Annotated in this window: 20 protein-coding genes; 12 read left to right on the top strand and 8 right to left on the bottom strand. The window is 62.0% G+C overall.

What is annotated here, in order from left to right:
* Window positions 1-117 precede the first annotated feature (117 nt).
* Window positions 118-834, top strand: coding sequence for a helix-turn-helix transcriptional regulator (locus tag ACP7E6_RS05395; protein ID WP_426228680.1), 717 nt, complete (start codon window positions 118-120; stop codon window positions 832-834).
* A gap of 9 nt (window positions 835-843) precedes the next feature.
* Here the strand turns inward: ACP7E6_RS05395 and ACP7E6_RS05400 are convergent, their stop codons facing one another.
* The 3 genes from ACP7E6_RS05400 to ACP7E6_RS05410 all read right to left on the bottom strand — a co-directional run bounded on the left by ACP7E6_RS05400 (window position 844) and on the right by ACP7E6_RS05410 (window position 2,777).
* Window positions 844-1,074 carry a hypothetical protein gene (locus tag ACP7E6_RS05400; protein WP_426228682.1) on the bottom strand — a complete coding sequence of 77 codons (231 nt, stop codon included), beginning with the start codon at window positions 1,072-1,074 and terminating at the stop codon, window positions 844-846.
* 100 nt (window positions 1,075-1,174) lie between these two features.
* The gene (locus ACP7E6_RS05405; protein WP_426228684.1) at window positions 1,175-2,029 is read right to left on the bottom strand and encodes a metallophosphoesterase; all 855 of its coding nucleotides are present in this window, start codon (window positions 2,027-2,029) and stop codon (window positions 1,175-1,177) included.
* Between the two features lie 148 nt (window positions 2,030-2,177).
* Window positions 2,178-2,777, bottom strand: coding sequence for a superoxide dismutase (locus tag ACP7E6_RS05410; protein ID WP_113242939.1), 600 nt, complete (start codon window positions 2,775-2,777; stop codon window positions 2,178-2,180).
* A gap of 244 nt (window positions 2,778-3,021) precedes the next feature.
* On the opposite strand from ACP7E6_RS05410, the gene ACP7E6_RS05415 reads away from it, so the two are divergent.
* Together ACP7E6_RS05415 and ACP7E6_RS05420 are read left to right on the top strand one after the other, a co-directional pair.
* On the top strand, window positions 3,022-3,351 hold the full coding sequence (locus ACP7E6_RS05415) for a hypothetical protein (RefSeq protein ID WP_426228686.1): 330 nt from the start codon (window positions 3,022-3,024) through the stop codon (window positions 3,349-3,351).
* A gap of 111 nt (window positions 3,352-3,462) precedes the next feature.
* On the top strand, window positions 3,463-4,353 hold the full coding sequence (locus tag ACP7E6_RS05420; protein WP_426228688.1) for a dihydrodipicolinate synthase family protein: 891 nt from the start codon (window positions 3,463-3,465) through the stop codon (window positions 4,351-4,353).
* A 37-nt stretch (window positions 4,354-4,390) separates the two neighbouring features.
* Here the strand turns inward: ACP7E6_RS05420 and ACP7E6_RS05425 are convergent, their stop codons facing one another.
* Window positions 4,391-4,576: a hypothetical protein gene (locus ACP7E6_RS05425; protein WP_426228690.1), complete on the bottom strand. Its 186-nt coding sequence runs from the start codon at window positions 4,574-4,576 to the stop codon at window positions 4,391-4,393.
* A 236-nt stretch (window positions 4,577-4,812) separates the two neighbouring features.
* On the opposite strand from ACP7E6_RS05425, the gene ACP7E6_RS05430 reads away from it, so the two are divergent.
* The 3 genes from ACP7E6_RS05430 to ACP7E6_RS05440 all read left to right on the top strand — a co-directional run bounded on the left by ACP7E6_RS05430 (window position 4,813) and on the right by ACP7E6_RS05440 (window position 7,505).
* Window positions 4,813-5,325: a hypothetical protein gene (locus ACP7E6_RS05430; RefSeq protein WP_426228691.1), complete on the top strand. Its 513-nt coding sequence runs from the start codon at window positions 4,813-4,815 to the stop codon at window positions 5,323-5,325.
* A gap of 84 nt (window positions 5,326-5,409) precedes the next feature.
* Complete coding sequence (locus ACP7E6_RS05435) at window positions 5,410-6,690, top strand: hypothetical protein (RefSeq protein WP_426123569.1); 1,281 nt, start codon at window positions 5,410-5,412, stop codon at window positions 6,688-6,690.
* Window positions 6,687-7,505 carry a hypothetical protein gene (locus ACP7E6_RS05440; protein ID WP_426228693.1) on the top strand — a complete coding sequence of 273 codons (819 nt, stop codon included), beginning with the start codon at window positions 6,687-6,689 and terminating at the stop codon, window positions 7,503-7,505. The genes ACP7E6_RS05435 and ACP7E6_RS05440 overlap by 4 nt, the downstream gene beginning before the upstream one ends.
* 43 nt (window positions 7,506-7,548) lie before the next feature.
* On the opposite strand, the gene ACP7E6_RS05445 is transcribed toward ACP7E6_RS05440, so the two are convergent.
* From ACP7E6_RS05445 to ACP7E6_RS05455, 3 genes are all read right to left on the bottom strand, one after another.
* Window positions 7,549-8,499: an MYG1 family protein gene (locus ACP7E6_RS05445; RefSeq protein ID WP_426229419.1), complete on the bottom strand. Its 951-nt coding sequence runs from the start codon at window positions 8,497-8,499 to the stop codon at window positions 7,549-7,551.
* 189 nt (window positions 8,500-8,688) lie between these two features.
* Window positions 8,689-9,741 (bottom strand): D-alanyl-D-alanine carboxypeptidase family protein, encoded by a 1,053-nt coding sequence (locus ACP7E6_RS05450; protein WP_426228695.1) that lies wholly within the window; start codon window positions 9,739-9,741, stop codon window positions 8,689-8,691.
* 192 nt (window positions 9,742-9,933) lie between these two features.
* Window positions 9,934-10,821, bottom strand: coding sequence for a branched-chain amino acid aminotransferase (locus ACP7E6_RS05455; protein ID WP_426228697.1), 888 nt, complete (start codon window positions 10,819-10,821; stop codon window positions 9,934-9,936).
* A gap of 341 nt (window positions 10,822-11,162) precedes the next feature.
* Here ACP7E6_RS05455 and ACP7E6_RS05460 point away from each other — a divergent pair, with 341 nt between their 5' ends.
* The 6 genes from ACP7E6_RS05460 (at window position 11,163) to tam (ending at window position 15,554) form a co-directional block, all read left to right on the top strand.
* Complete coding sequence (locus ACP7E6_RS05460) at window positions 11,163-12,272, top strand: zinc-dependent alcohol dehydrogenase family protein (RefSeq protein WP_426228698.1); 1,110 nt, start codon at window positions 11,163-11,165, stop codon at window positions 12,270-12,272.
* A gap of 62 nt (window positions 12,273-12,334) precedes the next feature.
* Window positions 12,335-12,502 (top strand): Thivi_2564 family membrane protein, encoded by a 168-nt coding sequence (locus ACP7E6_RS05465; RefSeq protein WP_426228700.1) that lies wholly within the window; start codon window positions 12,335-12,337, stop codon window positions 12,500-12,502.
* Window positions 12,503-12,586: 84 nt separating this feature from the next.
* Window positions 12,587-12,793 (top strand): hypothetical protein, encoded by a 207-nt coding sequence (locus ACP7E6_RS05470; protein ID WP_426228702.1) that lies wholly within the window; start codon window positions 12,587-12,589, stop codon window positions 12,791-12,793.
* Between the two features lie 467 nt (window positions 12,794-13,260).
* The gene (locus tag ACP7E6_RS05475; RefSeq protein WP_426228703.1) at window positions 13,261-13,830 is read left to right on the top strand and encodes a phosphatase; all 570 of its coding nucleotides are present in this window, start codon (window positions 13,261-13,263) and stop codon (window positions 13,828-13,830) included.
* Window positions 13,831-14,049: 219 nt separating this feature from the next.
* On the top strand, window positions 14,050-14,700 hold the full coding sequence (locus ACP7E6_RS05480) for a haloacid dehalogenase type II (protein WP_426228705.1): 651 nt from the start codon (window positions 14,050-14,052) through the stop codon (window positions 14,698-14,700).
* A gap of 83 nt (window positions 14,701-14,783) precedes the next feature.
* Window positions 14,784-15,554, top strand: a complete 771-nt coding sequence (gene tam / locus ACP7E6_RS05485; RefSeq protein ID WP_426228707.1) for a trans-aconitate 2-methyltransferase — start codon at window positions 14,784-14,786, stop codon at window positions 15,552-15,554.
* Between the two features lie 22 nt (window positions 15,555-15,576).
* Here tam and ACP7E6_RS05490 read toward each other — a convergent pair whose 3' ends face one another.
* Window positions 15,577-16,770, bottom strand: coding sequence for a serine hydrolase domain-containing protein (locus ACP7E6_RS05490; protein WP_426229420.1), 1,194 nt, complete (start codon window positions 16,768-16,770; stop codon window positions 15,577-15,579).
* Between the last annotated feature and the right edge of the window lie 74 nt (window positions 16,771-16,844).

Below are 16,844 nucleotides of genomic sequence, written 5' to 3' on the forward strand. Positions count from 1 at the left end.
AGAGAAAGGTGCGTTGGGCACAGCGCTGGTTTTTCAAGCGCTTGCCAACATGCTATAGCCTCACCCAACTGACAGGGTTCTGTCAGGAGCGTTTTGCCTGACGAGGAAAATTGGCCCATGCGCAAGGCATCGCGACTGTTCGAGATCATCCAGATCCTGCGGCTGGCCACCCGTCCGGTGACGGCAGCGCAGATCGCCGAAACGCTCGAAGTCACGGTGCGCTCGATCTACCGGGATATCGCAGCGCTTCAGGCAATGCGGGTGCCGATCGAGGGCGGGCGCGGCATCGGCTATATCATGCGCCCCGGCTTCGACCTGCCGCCGCTGATGTTTTCGATCGAGGAAACCGAGGCGATCGTGCTGGCCCTGGCGCTGCTCGAGCGCACCGGCGACGATGAATTGAAGGAGGCGGCAAGGCGGGTCAACCAGAAGATCGCCGGCGCGATACCGGTGCCACTGCGCCAGACATTGCACGCAAGGGCGCTGCATGCCTGGGGCACCATCGCTCCCGCACCGTCCGGGCTCGATCTGGCGCTGGTGCGCCGGGCGATCCGCGACGAACGGAAACTCGCACTCGATTACCGCGACGAATCCGGCCGTGCCAGCCAACGCACGGTCCAGCCGCTGGCGCTGATCTATTACTCCGCCACCGCCGTCGTCGTCGCCTGGTGCGAACTGCGCCAGGCCATCCGCAATTTCCGCGCCGACCGGGTGGAAAATTGCGAGGAAACGGACGGGTATTTTCGCGGTGAAGGTGATGGCTTGCGGGATTTGTGGATCAAAGGATGGCGAACCGGTCCACAATCCGGTCCGCCACTCGCATTAATTCCCTGAGAAGGAATGTTACTTCGTTGCGCCGTGCGCCGGGCCCTCTTCCTTGACTGCGCGCGGGGTTGGCGCGGTGATCGCGCCGTGATTGGGATCGTTGACGTCCTGGCCTTTCGAGCCGTCGGCGGCCGTCGCGCGTTCATGTTCGCGGCTGTCGCTCAGTGTCTGGCGAAGGCTGGTTGCCTCGTCGATAAGGGCGGTCAGTTCCTGTTCGGACAGGCCGGAAATATCAAAAGTGGTTGCCACGGTAGCCTCCTGGGATGAATTGGACCCAGGCTAAACGCACAAGTCGGCAAATCGGCTCATTTGCCGGAAAATTTAGTCGAGGCCGGCAACACGGCGCTGCCTATGCGCCGATCCGCATCACCCGGCTCACTTCCCGTCCAAATCCTTCGATCCCGATCCGGTCGGCAAAAACCGTGACGATCGCAAAGGTGGTTTCGTCCGGCGTGTCGACCATGCCCTTGAACGTCACGAACGGGCGACCGTCGATCTCGCCGAAATTGCCCTCATGGTTATGGCCGCAGAAATAGCCGCGGAAGCAGGAAAAACCCGTCAGCATATCGATGATGCGCTGGCTGTCCCACATGTTGTGGCTATTTTCCGGAAAGACCGGGTAGTGGCCAAGAACGAGAACGGCCTCGCCATTGGCCTGCGCCTTTTCCATGACCCGCGTCAGCCACTCAAATTGCGCCTCGCTGAGCGAGCCATTCCAGGTCTGCGCGTTGATCGCACCTCCGGCCGCAAGCGCGGCCAGCCGTTCGGCTGCCAGCGCCGTGCGCGGATCATCCGGCGCGGCGGAAAAGGTGCTGACATCGCTGCCGTCGAGCACGGCGAAGCGCCATTTTCCGACGGCAAAATCATGGTAGCGGCCGGGCATGCCGAGCCGTTCGGAAACAGCGCCCAGATGTTCCCGTGCCACGGCGAAATCATGATTGCCGAGCAGGAACAGCGTCTTGTGGCGCGACGTCTGATAGATCGGCATGATGTCGTCGAAACTGTTCCAGTCGCGATCGATGATATCGCCGAGCGTCATGACGAAATCCAGTTCCGCCGCGTTGAAGACAGTGATCGCCTCGGTGAGCTTGGCGAGGCTGCGGGCATAATGGCGGTTCATCGCCTCGTGCGGCGGGATATCGGCATATTGCGGATCGGCGATGATACCGAAGCGGAGGATGGGTGTATCGGTGTCTTTTTGCATGGCGCCTGCCTAGAACCGGCTTGTAACAACTGCGTGACATTTGCCGGTCAAAAAGGGCGGCCACAAGCGGCGAAAGGCCTTTGCCCAAACGAAAACACCCGGCGCTTTTCGGCGCCGGGTGCAAATCTGCAATCCGATGAAATGCGGCTTACGCAGCGGCTTCGTAAAGCTCGAGCACGTAATCCCAGTTGATCAGGCTGTCGACGAAGGCTTCGAGGTACTTCGGACGGGCGTTGCGGTAGTCGATATAGTAGGAATGTTCCCAGACATCAACGCCGAGGATCGGCGATGCGCCGTGGACCAGCGGATTTTCGCCGTTCGGGGTTTTCGAGATTTCAAGCTTACCGCCCTTGACGGAAAGCCACGCCCAGCCCGAACCGAACTGGCCGGTACCGGCTGCGATGAAATCGGCGCGGAACTTGTCGTAGCCGCCGAGATCCGACTTGATGGCTGCGTCGAGCTTGGCCGGCAGCTGCGTGCCGCCGCCGCCCTTTTTCATCCACTTCCAGAAATGAAGGTGGTTGTAATGCTGGCCGGCATTGTTGAACAGCGGCTGGTTGGTGCCGTAGGACTTCTTGACGACTTCTTCCAGCGACAGGCCGGAGAGACCGGCTTCTTCAGCCAGCTTGTTGCCGTTGGTCACGTAAGCCAGGTGATGCTTGTCATGGTGATACTCGAGCGTTTCGCGCGACATGTAGGGGGCGAGCGCGTCGTAGTCGTAAGGCAGGTTCGGCAATTCGAAAGCCATGATGGTATCTCCTCTTGTTGGCGGGGTCCATGAAAGCCGGGTTGGAATTCATGAAAGAAATCTGTGAGGCGGAACATAGGGACCACCGCCGCAACAGGCAACCGCCGCCATGCCAAATTTCGCCACAGGTATGGAAAATACTTTCACCGCCGGAATGTTCCACAGGGATGGCCGGGCACAGAATGGACATGATCGTCTCGCAGGGTCGTCATCCCAAATATACGCCATAACGCAAGGAAATCAGATGTCTTTTCACCATCGCACCGCCGTGATCGCCCTTCTCGCCTTGGGCCTTTTGCCATCCGTCGCCACCGCGTCGTCGGATGATGCATGGGCCGCGATGCGGGCCGACGTCTCGGCGAAATGCCTGAAGGCGGCAGCCGGATCGATCGACAAGCCGAAGGCTGTCGTCGATCCGTTCGGCTCCGAAAGCTTCGGCCTGGCGCTCATCAGCGGCAAGCCGAAGGGCGCCAAGGGAACGATCACGCAGATCTGCGTCTACAACAAGCAGACCAAGACCGTCGAGCTGGGTGGCGAACTGACCGAAGCTATGTTGAAAGCCAAAGCAAAATGATATCCGGCGAATGGCGCCGTCAAAATGACACCGGGACAATCCGGGCATTGACCTCCAACGGCCGGACGGTCACAGCTTGCGGACATGCTTCCTCCAGCACAGAGACCCGATATGCTGTTTCATGGCCTGTCCGCCTTCCCGATCACCCCATGCGACGCGGCTGGCCGCGTCGATACCGGCGCCTTGAACGGCCTGCTCAAGCGCATTGACGCCGCAGGTGCCGGTTCCATCGGTCTTTTGGGCAGCACCGGCTCCTATATGTATCTCGACCGGGCGGAAAAACGCTGCGCCATCGAGGCGGCCGCCGATTGCCTTTCCGGCCGCATGCCGGTCATCGTCGGCGTCGGGGCGTTGCGGACCGACGAGGCGGTGGCGCTTGCACAGGACGCCCGCGATGCAGGCGCACAGGGGCTTTTGCTGGCGCCGGTCTCCTACACGCCGCTCGGCGACGATGAGGTGTTCGAGCATTTTTCCGCGGTCGCTGCGGCCACGCCATTGCCGCTCTGCATCTACAACAATCCGGGCACGACGCATTTTACCATCAGCCAATCGCTGTTGTCGCGCCTCTCGGCCATCCCCAACATCGCAGCCGTCAAGAACCCGGCTCTGCCGGCCGCAGACATCACGGCAGCCCATCAGGCAACCATGTCTGCCGTTCCCGCCGGGTTTGCCGTCGGCTATAGCGGCGACTGGCTGGTTGCAGACGCGATCCTTGCAGGCGGCGTGACCTGGTACAGCGTCGTCGCCGGGATATTGCCGGAACCCTCCGTCAAGCTGATGCGGGCAGCCCAAGCCGGTGACGGCGCTGAAGTTCAGCGCATCAACGCGCTGTTCGAGCCGCTCTGGACACTGTTTCGCGACCTCAGCAGCTACCGCACCGTTCATGCGATCGCCAACCTCCTGGACCTCAGCCCCCACGATCCGCCGCTGCCGATCCGCCCGCTTTCGCAGGCCGACCGGGCACGGGTAAAGGCTGCACTTGAGGTTTTGGCGGCGGTCTAACAACGGTGGCGTGCCAAGATGGGCGCGCCTGCTTTTTCTACTGGGCAAAAGCAATGACGGCGGCGGTAGCGCCGACCGCCAGAACCGCCACGATGCACAGCCGCAGCAACATGGCTGCGTCCTCCCGCCCCGTCGTTGCAGGGGTGACGGCAAGAGGAGCAGCGGCGGCATCGCTGCGCCTTTGATACTGATGTAAAAGAACCGCACCACGACCATACAGCATTGAACGAAATCCTTTCCGGTTGGTCTTGCAGGCCGGCAAACCTTAGAAAAAACGTGGCTGTCCGGCGCGTTCCCATTTACGGCGAAACGGCATAGGATTTCGATTGCGCTGGCTCGATGAACATATCAAAATCCCATAAGTCCGCAGCCGCCCGGCGCCTGTCCGCCCGGTCTTAACGGACGGCGAAACGGCTCATTTTTCTGCGCATCGATATTCATCATTCAGGGGGATTTTCCATGGCCAATCCATTGTCCACGCTTGGTATCATCCATACCATCATCAGCGTCGTGCCCATTGTCGCGGGGCTCTATTCCTTTTCGAAATATGCCGCCATCGTTCCGAAATCCAATTCCGGCCGGATCTACATCATTACGCTGTTCCTCTCCGCCATCACCTCGTTCGGCCTGTCGAGCACCGGCGGCTTCAATGCGGGCCACGCGATCGGCATCATTGCCATGCTGGCGGTGATCTTTTCCATCGTCATCGCCCAGCTCGGCTGGTTCGGCCGCCTCAATCGCTACCTGCAGGCGCTGTCGATGTCGTTCACCTTCTTTCTCTTGATGATCCCGGGCATCAACGAAACCCTGTCGCGCCTGCCGCCCTCCAGCCCGATCGGCGCCGGCCCGGATTCGCCGCCGGTCCAGACGGTTACCGCCATCTGGGCGGTGATCTTCCTGCTCGGCATCTGTCTTCAGGCGTTTATCATGCACCGCCGCGCGGGTTCCGGCTCGGGCGCCCTGCCCGCGTGAGACCAGAAACGGCCAGCGCGCAGACAGCCTTGATTTCGCCGGTATTTTAAGGGTTTGTTAAGCCACCTCAGCCGGAGAAACACCATGGCGCTTGGCGCATCGCATCGCTTGCAGGACGGTATCGAGGCCGTCGAGACCATGACCCGTTTCGCCCTTGCCACGCTGGCGCTGGCATCGGGGGTCTATACCTATCTCGGGGTCCGCTCCATCCTCGATGGTTCGGCGACGGCGGTGTTCTTCGCGGCGCTGATCTATTCCTGTGCCGTGTCCGTGGCGATCTATGCGTTCTGGACCTATATGGCGCGGTTTTATCCGCACATCATCGGCGCTGCGGCCCGGACCGCGATGCTCGGCATCATGGCGCTCGGCTGCCTAATGATCATCGCCATGGCGAGCTGGCTGAATGCCGCTGCCCTTGCGGGCTCGGCGGCCCTTGAACAGCACCTGGCCGAAACGGTGGAGGACTACACCGCCGATCTCGACCGCGCCCATCAGAATGCCCTGGCCGCCCAAAGCCTGCTGCCGGATATCCAGCGCGCCTCCGAACGTTTCCAGCGCTTGTCTGATCAGGAACGCGAAAGCGGCGCCCTGACCGGCACCACAGGCGCCGGCAGCGTCGTGCAGCTGCTCGGCCAGATGGCAGCGCAACTGAACGAGCTCGAAACCGGCATTACCGCCTCGCGCGAACGCGTCACCACATTGTTCGACGAAGGCCGTGCCCATCTTGCCACCATGCGCGGCCTCGTTTCCGCCCCCGGCGCCATCGATCCGCGCGCCGACCAGTTTGCCGCCGAAGCCGTGGCGCTGACCGGCACGATCACGGCGCTGGAGCAGACGTCAATCGCCGCCTCCGTCAAGCGCGCGGCCGAAGACCTGTCGCTCGGCTTCATCGCCCCGGTCGCCAGCGGCCTTGAGGCCGATCTGGCCAACCGGCAGGATCAGGTGATGGAAACCATCCGCACCTCGGTTGCCGCGCAATCCAAGGTCCTTTCGGAAGCGGCCGACCAGATCCTCACCCGCGAGCCGGTCGGCGAACGCCGCTTCGTGCCGCTGTCGTCGGCCGCCGCCGTGCTGCGCTACGCCTCGGATTTCATCCCGAGCTGGGCCGGCGCCATCGCCATCGATCTTCTACCTGCCGTCCTCGTCTTCATGCTGTCGATCGCCCATGGCGCGCTGCGCCGGCAGGAACAGAGCCTGCCCTTTGCCGAACGGATCACCGCTGCCGAACTGCTGGAAGCGCTGGAGGTGCAAAAGGCGTTGCAGCGTAGCGGCTTCGATATCCAGACGGCAATCAGCGAGGCGGAGGCAAGAGAACAATCCAACATCACCAATCTCGACCTCTCCGGCAAAGGTCCGCGCAAATGAACGCGACGACCCGTCTGCAAGGGTTCGGGCAGCGGCTGAAAACCTATCTGCTTTCGGCCGATGACGGCATGCTGATGCGCCATTTCTTTCACGGACTGGTGGTCACCTCGCTGGTGTTCATCGTCATCGACTGGAACGAGCTGAACACGGCCAACCAGGCCCATCCCGGCTTCGACCCGATGCAGCCGCAAGCGGCACCGGTGCTGCCTCCGGCGCTCACCGAAGGCGAACCGCAAAACGCCCCCTCCGACATTACCACTGACCCAAGCACGCTGAAGCAGGCGATCCGCTTCGAACTCAAGCCGGGCGGTATCCTGTCGGCCGAAGGCTCGATCGAGCCGGGGGCTGCGGCGCGTTTTGCCAGCGAGATCGAGGCGCGCGGCGAATATGTGAAGACGGTGCTGCTCAACTCCCCGGGCGGGGCGGTCGGCGATGCGCTGGCCATGTCGAAGCTGATCCGCGAGAAGAAGCTCGGCACACGGGTGGCCACCGGCGCCCTCTGCGCCTCCTCCTGCCCGATCGTCATGGCCGGCGGCGTTTCCCGTGAGGCCGAAAAAGGCGCCGTGATCGGCGTTCACCAGATCTTCAACGGCTCGAAGGAAAAACTCTCGCCCGAACAGGCGATGTCGGACGCTCAACGGACCACGGCCGATGTCAGCCGCCATCTGGAGGAGATGGGCATCAAATCCGGCCTTTGGCTGCATGCGATGGAGACACCACCGGACCGGCTGTATTATCTGACCCCGGAAGAAATGACGGCGTTCGCGCTGGTGACGGATGCTGCAACGCCGGTCGCAAAGGCGAAGACGAAATAACCGGGACGTTGACTTCGGCCGATGCCCCGGCGTCGCCCGTGCCTTACTCCGCCGCTTCCGCCCGTCCGAGACCCGTGGCGATGGCTTCCTTCACCGCCAGTTCGGCCATGGCAAGCGCCGCCTCACGCGTCCTGGCGGCGGCAACGAAGCGGCCGTTATGGCAGAAGCTTGCGCCCTTCACCCCGGATGCCGCCTCCAGATCGTCATTGGTAAGCCCGGCCCAGGCGGCAGGCAGGTCGGCCCGGACCTCAAAACCTTCGTCGGCGCGGCGGATGGTGGTCAGGCACCAATCCTTGTCGCGCGGATGGACGACGAACAGCAGGTGATCGGCGCCCGCCTTGACGACGGCCGGACGGAACGGCATACCCATCGGCAATTCCAGAATACGGCCCTCACCCGCATCGACGATCGCCTGATGCACCAGCGCCTCGGCGCGCAGTTTGGCAGCACTTTTGGCAATCCTAGCCTCGACGAAGGCGCGAGCAATGGTGAGCGCGTTGTGGAAAGCACGGTCGTCGGCTTCTGGATCGGTTTCGTCGAAAACAGGTTTCAGGGTTTCCAGCAGCACTGGCAGGGTCAGCCCACCCAAAAGCCCGGCAACCGACGGGCTGAGGGCACCATTGTCGACAAGATCGACCGGCAGCACGAAGCTGGCATCGAACGACGCATGGATATCGGCGGCATGCGCCTCGGGAACACCCGACGCGACGAGATAGTCGCGGCCATAATGCTTCCAGATCAATCCGAACGAACTGTAGGGCTGGCTGTCGTCACGCAGCGGCGCACCGCGCTGATGGTGGTCGAAGATGCGCGCTTGCGCATCATAGGCGCCGCCGACATCATAGATGATCCGGTCGCCGCCGGGCGAAATCCATTCCGGCGAACGGCTGCGCACGATCCGCGCCTGAGGGAAAAGCCTCGTGAGGATGACGCTCGACAACAATTCGTCAGCATGGAAGCCACCGGAATGGGTGACGAGGAATTCTGGGGTCATGCCGGGATACGCCTTGTTGCTTGCGGATGTTCGCTTGGGGTTTTGCACCAGATAGCCATTGCCGGGTGTCATCTCAACCCGTCATCGGCGTGCCTCACATGCGAAATGGAGACTTTTCGGCACAGCGATGCCCGTTTATCGCCAATCGCGGCCATCGGCCTTAACCGATAGCGCCGGTTGGTCACCGGGTTATGACGGGCGCCGAACCGGGAGCGGGACGTCGGACAGGGCTTCATTCGGCCTCGTGCTGATGGCGTGCACCTGGCCGGGGATCTCATCGCCCAGATAGCTCTTATTGCCTGGTAGACCCATCGGGTAGAGTGCGTCGCGGCTGGCCTCGTAGGCAGCGCTCTCACCGGTGCAGAGGCGAATGCGCATATCCTGCGGCGCGACGTCGGTGCGGTTTTGCAGATGAGTGACAAGCCCTGCCTTGGATGGCAAGCGGCCCTCGAAGGCCTGTGTCAGATATTGCGCCGAGCGCTCGTTGCGTTCGCGCTCCGTGGTCGCGCCCAAAACCACCACCATCACGCGTTTTCCATTGCGCGTGGCCAGCCCGACGATATTGCGGCCGGAGGCACAGAGAAAACCGGTCTTCATGCCGATCGTGCCTGAAAAGCGGGTCAAGAGCAGATTGTTGGACTTGATCTCCTTGCCGTCGATGGTGACGGCCGAGGCCAGGAAGAAGCGGCGATATTCCGGAAACAGCCGGTCCACTTCCATGCCCAGGATCGCGAGATCGCGCGCCGTCGTATAATTGGTCTTGTCGAACAGGCCGTTCGGATTGGAAAAATGCGTGCCCGTCAGCCCAAGACGGATTGCCGCTTCATTCATTTTCCGCACAAAAGACGTTTCGTCGGGCGCCACCGCTTCAGAAAGAGCAACAGCGACATCGTTTGCCGATGCGGCGATCATGGCAAACAGCGCGTCTTCGAGCGTCATCGTCCGCCCGAAGGTCAGACCGGATTCGAGAAAGGCCTGTTTCGTGGCGTTGCGGGTCATGGTGACGGGTGTTGTCAGCGTCACCTCACCAGAGCGCAGGGCCTCAAACACCACGAACGCCGTCATCAGCTTGGTCGTCGAGGCCGGATACCAGGGCACCCCGGCATCCTCCTGGTAGAGCACCTGCTGACTATCGGCATCGACGACCAGCACCGGCGTCGCATGGGCCGGTGCCGCCAGGAAAAGCGAGGCAATCAACGCCAATTCTTTCCAGGGCCGTCCAGCCAATATGTTTTCGGTCATCTGCCAGTCTCCGGAGAAAGGCGTCCTCATGACATGCTGCGCCACCAGAGGACAAGCGTTTGCTGCGAAAGCGCAACGAATTGGTCGGCCGGGAGTTCCGGCCGACGATCGCGTTGGGCCACAAAAGCCGCCGGCCCCACAGCCGACAGCTCAGCCATCCGCTTGCGGCGAGGATGGCTGACTGCAACATCCTTACAAATCCGACGCCGATGAATGGGCCCAGTCCATATAGAGGTCCTTGGCCTTGGCGGCGATCGGGCCGGGCTGCAGGTCGCGGTCTTCGAGTTTGGTGACGGGGACGACCTTGGAATAGTTGCCGGAGGTGAAGATTTCGTCGGCGGTCTCGAAATCGGACAGCGTCAGCGTCGTCTCGACCACGTCGAAGCCGGCGTCGCGCAGCAGGGTCATCACGCGCAAGCGGGTGATACCGGCGAGAAAAGTCTTGTTGGAGGCGGGCGTGAAGACGACGCCGTCCTTGACCATGAAGACGTTGGACGAGCCGGTCTCGGCGATATTGCCGAGCATGTCGCGCACCAGCGCATTGGAGAAGCCGCGGCTGCGGGCCTCGATCAGGATGCGGCCATTGTTGGGATAGAGGCAGCCGGCCTTGGCGTCGGTCGGCATGCACTCGATCGTCGGGCGGCGGAAGGGCGAGATGGTCAGCGACTGGCCGCCGGGGCCTTCGCCCATCGGCGCTTCGAACAGGCAGAGCGCAAACCGGGTCGAATCGGGATCGACGGCAACGACGCTGCCGGGCATGCCGTGTTCGCCCCAATACATCGGCTTGATGTAGATCGCGGTCTGGCCGTCGAATTTCTTGACGCCTTCCCAGGCCAGCGCCTCGATATCCTCTGCCACCACCACCGGCTTCAAGCCCAGCGCCAGCGCCGAGCGGTTGACGCGCTGGCAATGCAGGTCGAGATCCGGCGCGATGCCGTCGAACCAGCGGGCGCCGTCGAACACCGTCGAGCCCAGCCACATGGCATGCGAGGTCGGGCCGATCAGCGGCGGATTGCCGGAAAGCCATTCGCCATCGACATAGGTAAAGGTGGTGCTGCGCGCGGACGTATCGACGGCCATGACGGTCTCCTGTTTGTCTTTGTTTGACCCGGCATAACCGGAAAATCGAGAAGTGGGGTAAATAGGTACATCAAAAAAAGTCATGGCGGCAATCGCTGCTGCTCTCTGGCCAAATCCTTGAGGAGAGTTTACCCCCTCTGTCACTCCGTGACATCTCCCCCACAAGGGGGGAGATTGACCGGCCCCATTTGCGCCTCCCTTACGTTGAAACCGATGAGGAAAGCGAATGATCTCCCCCTTGTGGGGGGAGATGTCACGAAGTGACAGAGGGGGGTTTACGCGGCATGATCTCACGATAGGTTCAACCGTCCGCATCCACTGTCATATAAAGGACCGCACCGATGAAAGCCATGTATTACGACGCCTTCGGCAAGACGCCCGACATCCGCGTGCTGCCGGACCCGACGCCGAGCGCCGATGGCGTCGTCATCAAGGTCGAGGCGACCGGGCTTTGCCGCAGCGACTGGCACGGCTGGATGGGGCATGATCCCGATATCAACCTGCCGCATGTGCCGGGCCACGAACTGGCGGGCACGGTCGCCGCCACCGGCAAGGGCGTGCTGCGCTACAAGGTGGGCGACCGGGTGACCGTGCCGTTCGTCTCCGGCTGCGGCCGCTGCGGCGAGTGCCATTCCGGCAATCAGCAGGTCTGCGCCAACCAGTTCCAGCCGGGCTTTACCCATTGGGGCTCGTTTGCCGAATATGTCGCGATCGATTTTGCCGACCAGAACCTCGTGCATCTTCCCGAAAATCTGGACTATGCCACCGCCGCCAGCCTCGGCTGCCGGTTCGCCACCTCGTTCCGGGCCATCGTCGATCAGGGCCGGGTGCGCGGCGGTGAATGGGTGGCGGTGCATGGCTGCGGCGGCGTCGGTCTGTCGGCGATCATGATCGCAACCGCGCTCGGCGCCAATGTCATCGCGATCGATATTTCCGAGACGAAGCTCTCCTTTGCCCGCGAGATCGGCGCCGTCGCCACCATCGACGGCAGCGTCACCGGCGATGTGGCCGAAGCCGTGCGCGAGATCACCAAGGGCGGCGCGCATGTGTCGATCGATGCGCTGGGGTCTCCCGTCACCTGCTTCAATTCGATCAAGAATCTCCGCCGCCGCGGCCGCCATGTGCAGGTCGGGTTGATGCTCGGCGAGCATGCCAGCCCGCAGATCCCTATGGGCCAGGTGATTGGCCACGAGCTGGAAATCTACGGCAGCCACGGCATGCAGGCCTGGCGCTACGACGCGATGATGGCGATGCTTGAGACCGGCAAGCTCAACCCGCAAAAACTGCGCAGGACCTGGGGATCAGCGTCATCACGCGGTTCTGAGGCACGGCCGTCCGGTGTGGCTGCGATGGCGCGCAGCACGACGGTTCACCGCCGCAACCAGAGCGCCGCCGCAAGGCTTCTGCATATCATCTGGCGATTATATTCTGCCGGGGCAGCTTCCCTTTAGCCATCGCCGCCCTATTTCACGTCATACCGCGCAATGCGTCGTTCTTTTTAGGAGTGGGATAAATGGCTTCATCCATGCTGATCAGTATTCTGATCACGTTTCTCGTCATCGTACTTGTTTTGTATCTCGTTGCGCGCCTGCCGATCGACGGCCGCGCCAAGCAGATCGTCCAGATCATCGTGATCATCATCGGCGTTATTTCACTTCTGAAATACCTCGCGGTGTTTTAAACATCGCTCAAGGTTCAGTCGTCCCGGGCGGGAGAGCGATCTCCCGCCTTTGCCCCGTCAACGTTTCAAAGCGAGTTCATTCCATTGGCCGATAAAACCGACGTCAAAACTCCTGACAAAGTAACCGTACGGCGCAGCCCGGACGAAACGTCCGCGGCCGCCCTCAACATCATCAACCAGGAACTGGTGGCCCGAACCAAGAAGACCGCGATGCTGAAAGCCCTGCGGCTCGGCCAGGAACAGGCTGAAGAAAAGCCGGTGAAGAAAGCTGCCGCCAAGAAGAAGAAATAAGGGGCGGGCCGAGCCGCTTGGCCCTGCGTCATTTCGGGGCTTTTCGCAGAATCCAGTGCGCCGTGTTCATGAGCCGCAAGGCTGTGGACTTGATGGATCAAAGACGATCTCGGCATTCTCCCTCTTCTCCCCAGCGCGGAGAAGTGCCGAGCGCATGCGAGGCGATGAGGGGGTTTCCTTACAATTTCAGAGCGTGCCGCCCCCTCATCCGGCCTGTCGGCCACCTTTGCAGGAGAAGAGGGAGCGCCACCCCGGCTCACGCCGCCCGGCGGTAGGCGAAGGTCTTGCCGCCGTCTTGGGTGGAGATCAGGCCCATGCGATAGAGCGACACCAGCACGCTGCAATCTTGCAAGCGGCAAAATAGCCGCAACATCCCGCCGGGTTGCATTCGTCAAAACGCCTCTTCCCCCAACCCCGCTGTCGCTGGTATTTTCAAGCCTGACGGCAACGGAATCATGAGGCGACCGATGGCAGTGGCGGCGGAAAGGCAGGAGAAGCGGGCGGATGCGCTTTATGCGCCTTTGCTTTCGGCCAATGCGGGGCATCCGAACGGCTGGCCGGTGCGGGTGATCGTTTCATCGCAGACCCAGGCGCGGCATAACAAGGCCGTGTGGGCGCCGAGCCATCTGATCTCGATCCGGGCGCCGGGCACCAAACTTCTGTCGATGATCGACCTTCCGGCCGGGCGGCATCTCGAATTGCTGTTCGGCGACGCCACCGATCCGGATGAAGCGGATGCGGCCAAGTCCGCCGATATCGAACAGGCCTTTGTCTTCATCGACACCCTGCCGCAGGACGCGCGTCTGCTCATCCACTGCCTGCGCGGCATCGGCCGCTCGACGGCGCTGACGCTCGGCATCCTTGCCCGCTATATGGAGCCGGAGGATGCGGCGGCGGCTTTGCATGGGCTGAGGCCGGAGGCCAAACCGAACCGGCATGTCACCGGGCTTTGCGACGCGGCGCTCGGTCTGAAGGGGCGGCTTGCCAAACAGGCGCTGCGGTTTCCCGCCAAGGTGTGGAAACCCGCAAAGAGTTGATCCCGATTGCGCCGGGAAACCCCGGTTGCGCCAAGAAACATTGTGCGGCGCACAAATCTTTGACATGATCCCGGCAGAGAACCGTATGGAAGCGGTGATTGCGTGATGCCGCAAGCCCAAGGGCACGGCCAGGCGAAAAAACGCGATCAATCAAGGCGCTGACAGCTCTGTTTCGTGTATTGAAGGAGAGGAGTGCCAAGGGAATGACGGGAGAATTCGATGTCTCATGCGGCCTATGTGTTCGATGCCTATGGCACGCTGTTCGACGTGCACGCGGCGGTGCGCAGGCATGCGGGCGCGATGGGGCCTGACGGCCAAGCCTTTTCCGATCTCTGGCGGGCCAAGCAGCTGGAATATTCCTGGATCCGCACGCTGATGGGCACATATACCGATTTCTGGACGCTGACCGAACAGGCGCTGGACTATGCCTTTGCGCGGTTTCCCTCGGCCGATAAAAAGCTCAAGGCCGCCTTGCTCGATGCCTACTGGCATCTCGATTGCTATCCGGAAGTGCCAAGTGTCTTAAAACATCTGAAGGATCGCGGCGCCCGCATCGCCATCCTGTCGAACGGCACGCCGCAAATGCTGCAATCGGCGGTGAAGAAAGCCGGTCTCGATCTGATCATCGACGACATCTTTTCGGTCGAGACGGTGAAAGCCTTCAAGACCGCGCCTGCGGTCTACGATATGGTGACGACCACTTACCGGCTTTATCCCGATGCCGTCTCGTTCCAGTCGTCCAACCGCTGGGACATTGCCGGCGCCACCAAATTCGGCTTCCGCACCGTCTGGATCAACCGGGCCAACATGCCCGACGAATATGCCGATTTCGGCCCGTCGCTGATCCTGCCGTCGCTGGAAAGTCTCTAGAGTATTTTTGTTTTTACGCATTTCCGGACGCAAAACCGCTCCGCACTTTTGCTGGAACTGCTCTAACACTCAAAGGACACGTCATGTCTTGGTCTGCCGAACAATATATGAAATTCGAGGACGAGCGCACCCGGCCGGCCCGCGACCTGCTCGACCAGATCCCAAACCTGCCGGACGGTGCGCTCTACGATCTCGGCTGCGGCCCCGGCAATTCGACCGAGCTGATCCACGACCGTTTCCCCGCCTATATCCTGACCGGTATCGACAGCGACGAAAACATGCTGGTGGCGGCGCGCAAGCGCATGACCAATACGCGCTTCGAGAAGGGCGACCTGACACAATGGGCGCCGCCGAAGCCCGCCGTGCTGCTGTTTGCCAATGCCGTGTTTCAATGGCTGCCGGATCATCTGAGCACCATCGAGCGGCTGATGGGGCAACTGATCCCCGGCGGCACGATTGCCGTGCAGATGCCCGATAATCTCAACGAGCCGTCGCATGTTTCGATGCGGGAGCTGGCGGAAGACCCGCGTTTCTCGCAATATTATCCGGATGGCGGTGAGCGGCGCGCCGCCCTGCCCGCGCCATCGACCTATCTCGACCGGCTGGAATCGAACTGCATCAAGATCGATGTCTGGCACACGATCTACTATCACCGGCTGGCAAACGCCGAAGCCATCGTCGAATGGGTCAAGGGCACCGGCCTTCGCCCCTATCTCGATGCGCTGCCCGCCGATGCGCGCGAAGCCTATCTGGCTGCCTATCTCCGGCGCATCCGCGAGGCCTATCCGCCGCTTGCGGATGGACGGGTTCTGCTGAAATTCCCGCGCCTGTTCGTGGTGGCGGTCAAGCGGTAGCAATCAACCGCCCACCCGAGGACTACGGCTTTTTCATCAGATGTTCGGCAACCGCCTCGAAGGCCGGCAGCGTGGTCGGGTCGTTGGCGGCGTTGCCGGCTGTCGGGTGCGAGGAGAAGCGGGCAATGACCATGCGCGCCGCCGGGTCGATATAGATCGACTGGCCGTGCACGCCGCGCGCCATGTAAGCGCCGTGCGCATTGTGCGACACCCACCACATGCCGCGATAGCTCCAGCCGGGAAGATTGGCATAGCCGGCCTTTTCGAATGCCGCCTTGTCGCCACCGCCGCCGATACTCTGGATGGCCGCTTCCGGCACCAGCCGTTTTTCGCCCACGACGCCATCGTCAAGCAGCAGTTGACCGACCCGGGCCATGTCGCGCAAACCGGCGTTCAGACCGCCGCCGGCAAAAGGCGTACCGGTCGAATCGACCGTGTAATAGGCATCCTGCTCGGCACCTATCCTGCTCCAGATGCGCTCCGACAAGAGATCGGCAACCGACTTGCCGCTGACGCGCGCAATGATCCACCCGAGCGCATCGGTGTTGATCGTCTTGTAGCCGAAGGCGGCGCCGTGTTCGCCCTGTTTGGCGACGGTCTGCAGATAGTCGTAATAACTTTGCGGGCCTTTATAATCGGCCGGCTTCGGCAGCGGATTTCCGGCGGCCGAATAGGTCCAGACATCGGCATCGGGGTCGGCATAATCCTCGCTGTAGCGCAGGCCGGTGGTCATATCGAGCACCTGGCGCACCGTCGCATCGCCAAAGGCGCTCTTTGCCAATTCCGGCACGATGGTGGCGACCTTTGCCGTTGCGTCGAGCTTGCCTTCGGCCACCAGCATTTCGCCGAGCAACCCGGTCAGCGATTTCGTCACCGACATCGCCCCATGCTGGCCGGCCTCATCCAGGCAGCCGGAATAGCGCTCATAGACAACCTTGCCCTCATGCAGGACGACGATGCCATCGGTATAATTGGCAGACAGCGACTGCGCCCAGGTCATCGGTGTGCTCGCGGCCGATGGCGTGAACGTCAGGCCATCGATTGCAGCGTCGATCGTCCGCTTCAGCGGGCGTGGCGCGCCGAGCCCGCGGCTGACGCCGACCGTCGGCATCAGCTGGCGGAAATGACAGACGGTCCAGCGCATCTTCGGGAAGCTGAAATAATCCGGATCGGAAAAACGGATGATCTTTTCGGCAGGCGGCGGCGCGCCGAGCATCCAGCCGAGCGCCTTCGGATCGGATTGTTCGGCCGTCACCGCAGCCCCCTGTGCATGGCCCAAGACCGGTATCG

This window comes from Pararhizobium sp. DWP3-4, from assembly GCF_049898205.1.
Classification (GTDB): Bacteria; Pseudomonadota; Alphaproteobacteria; order Rhizobiales; family Rhizobiaceae; genus Pararhizobium.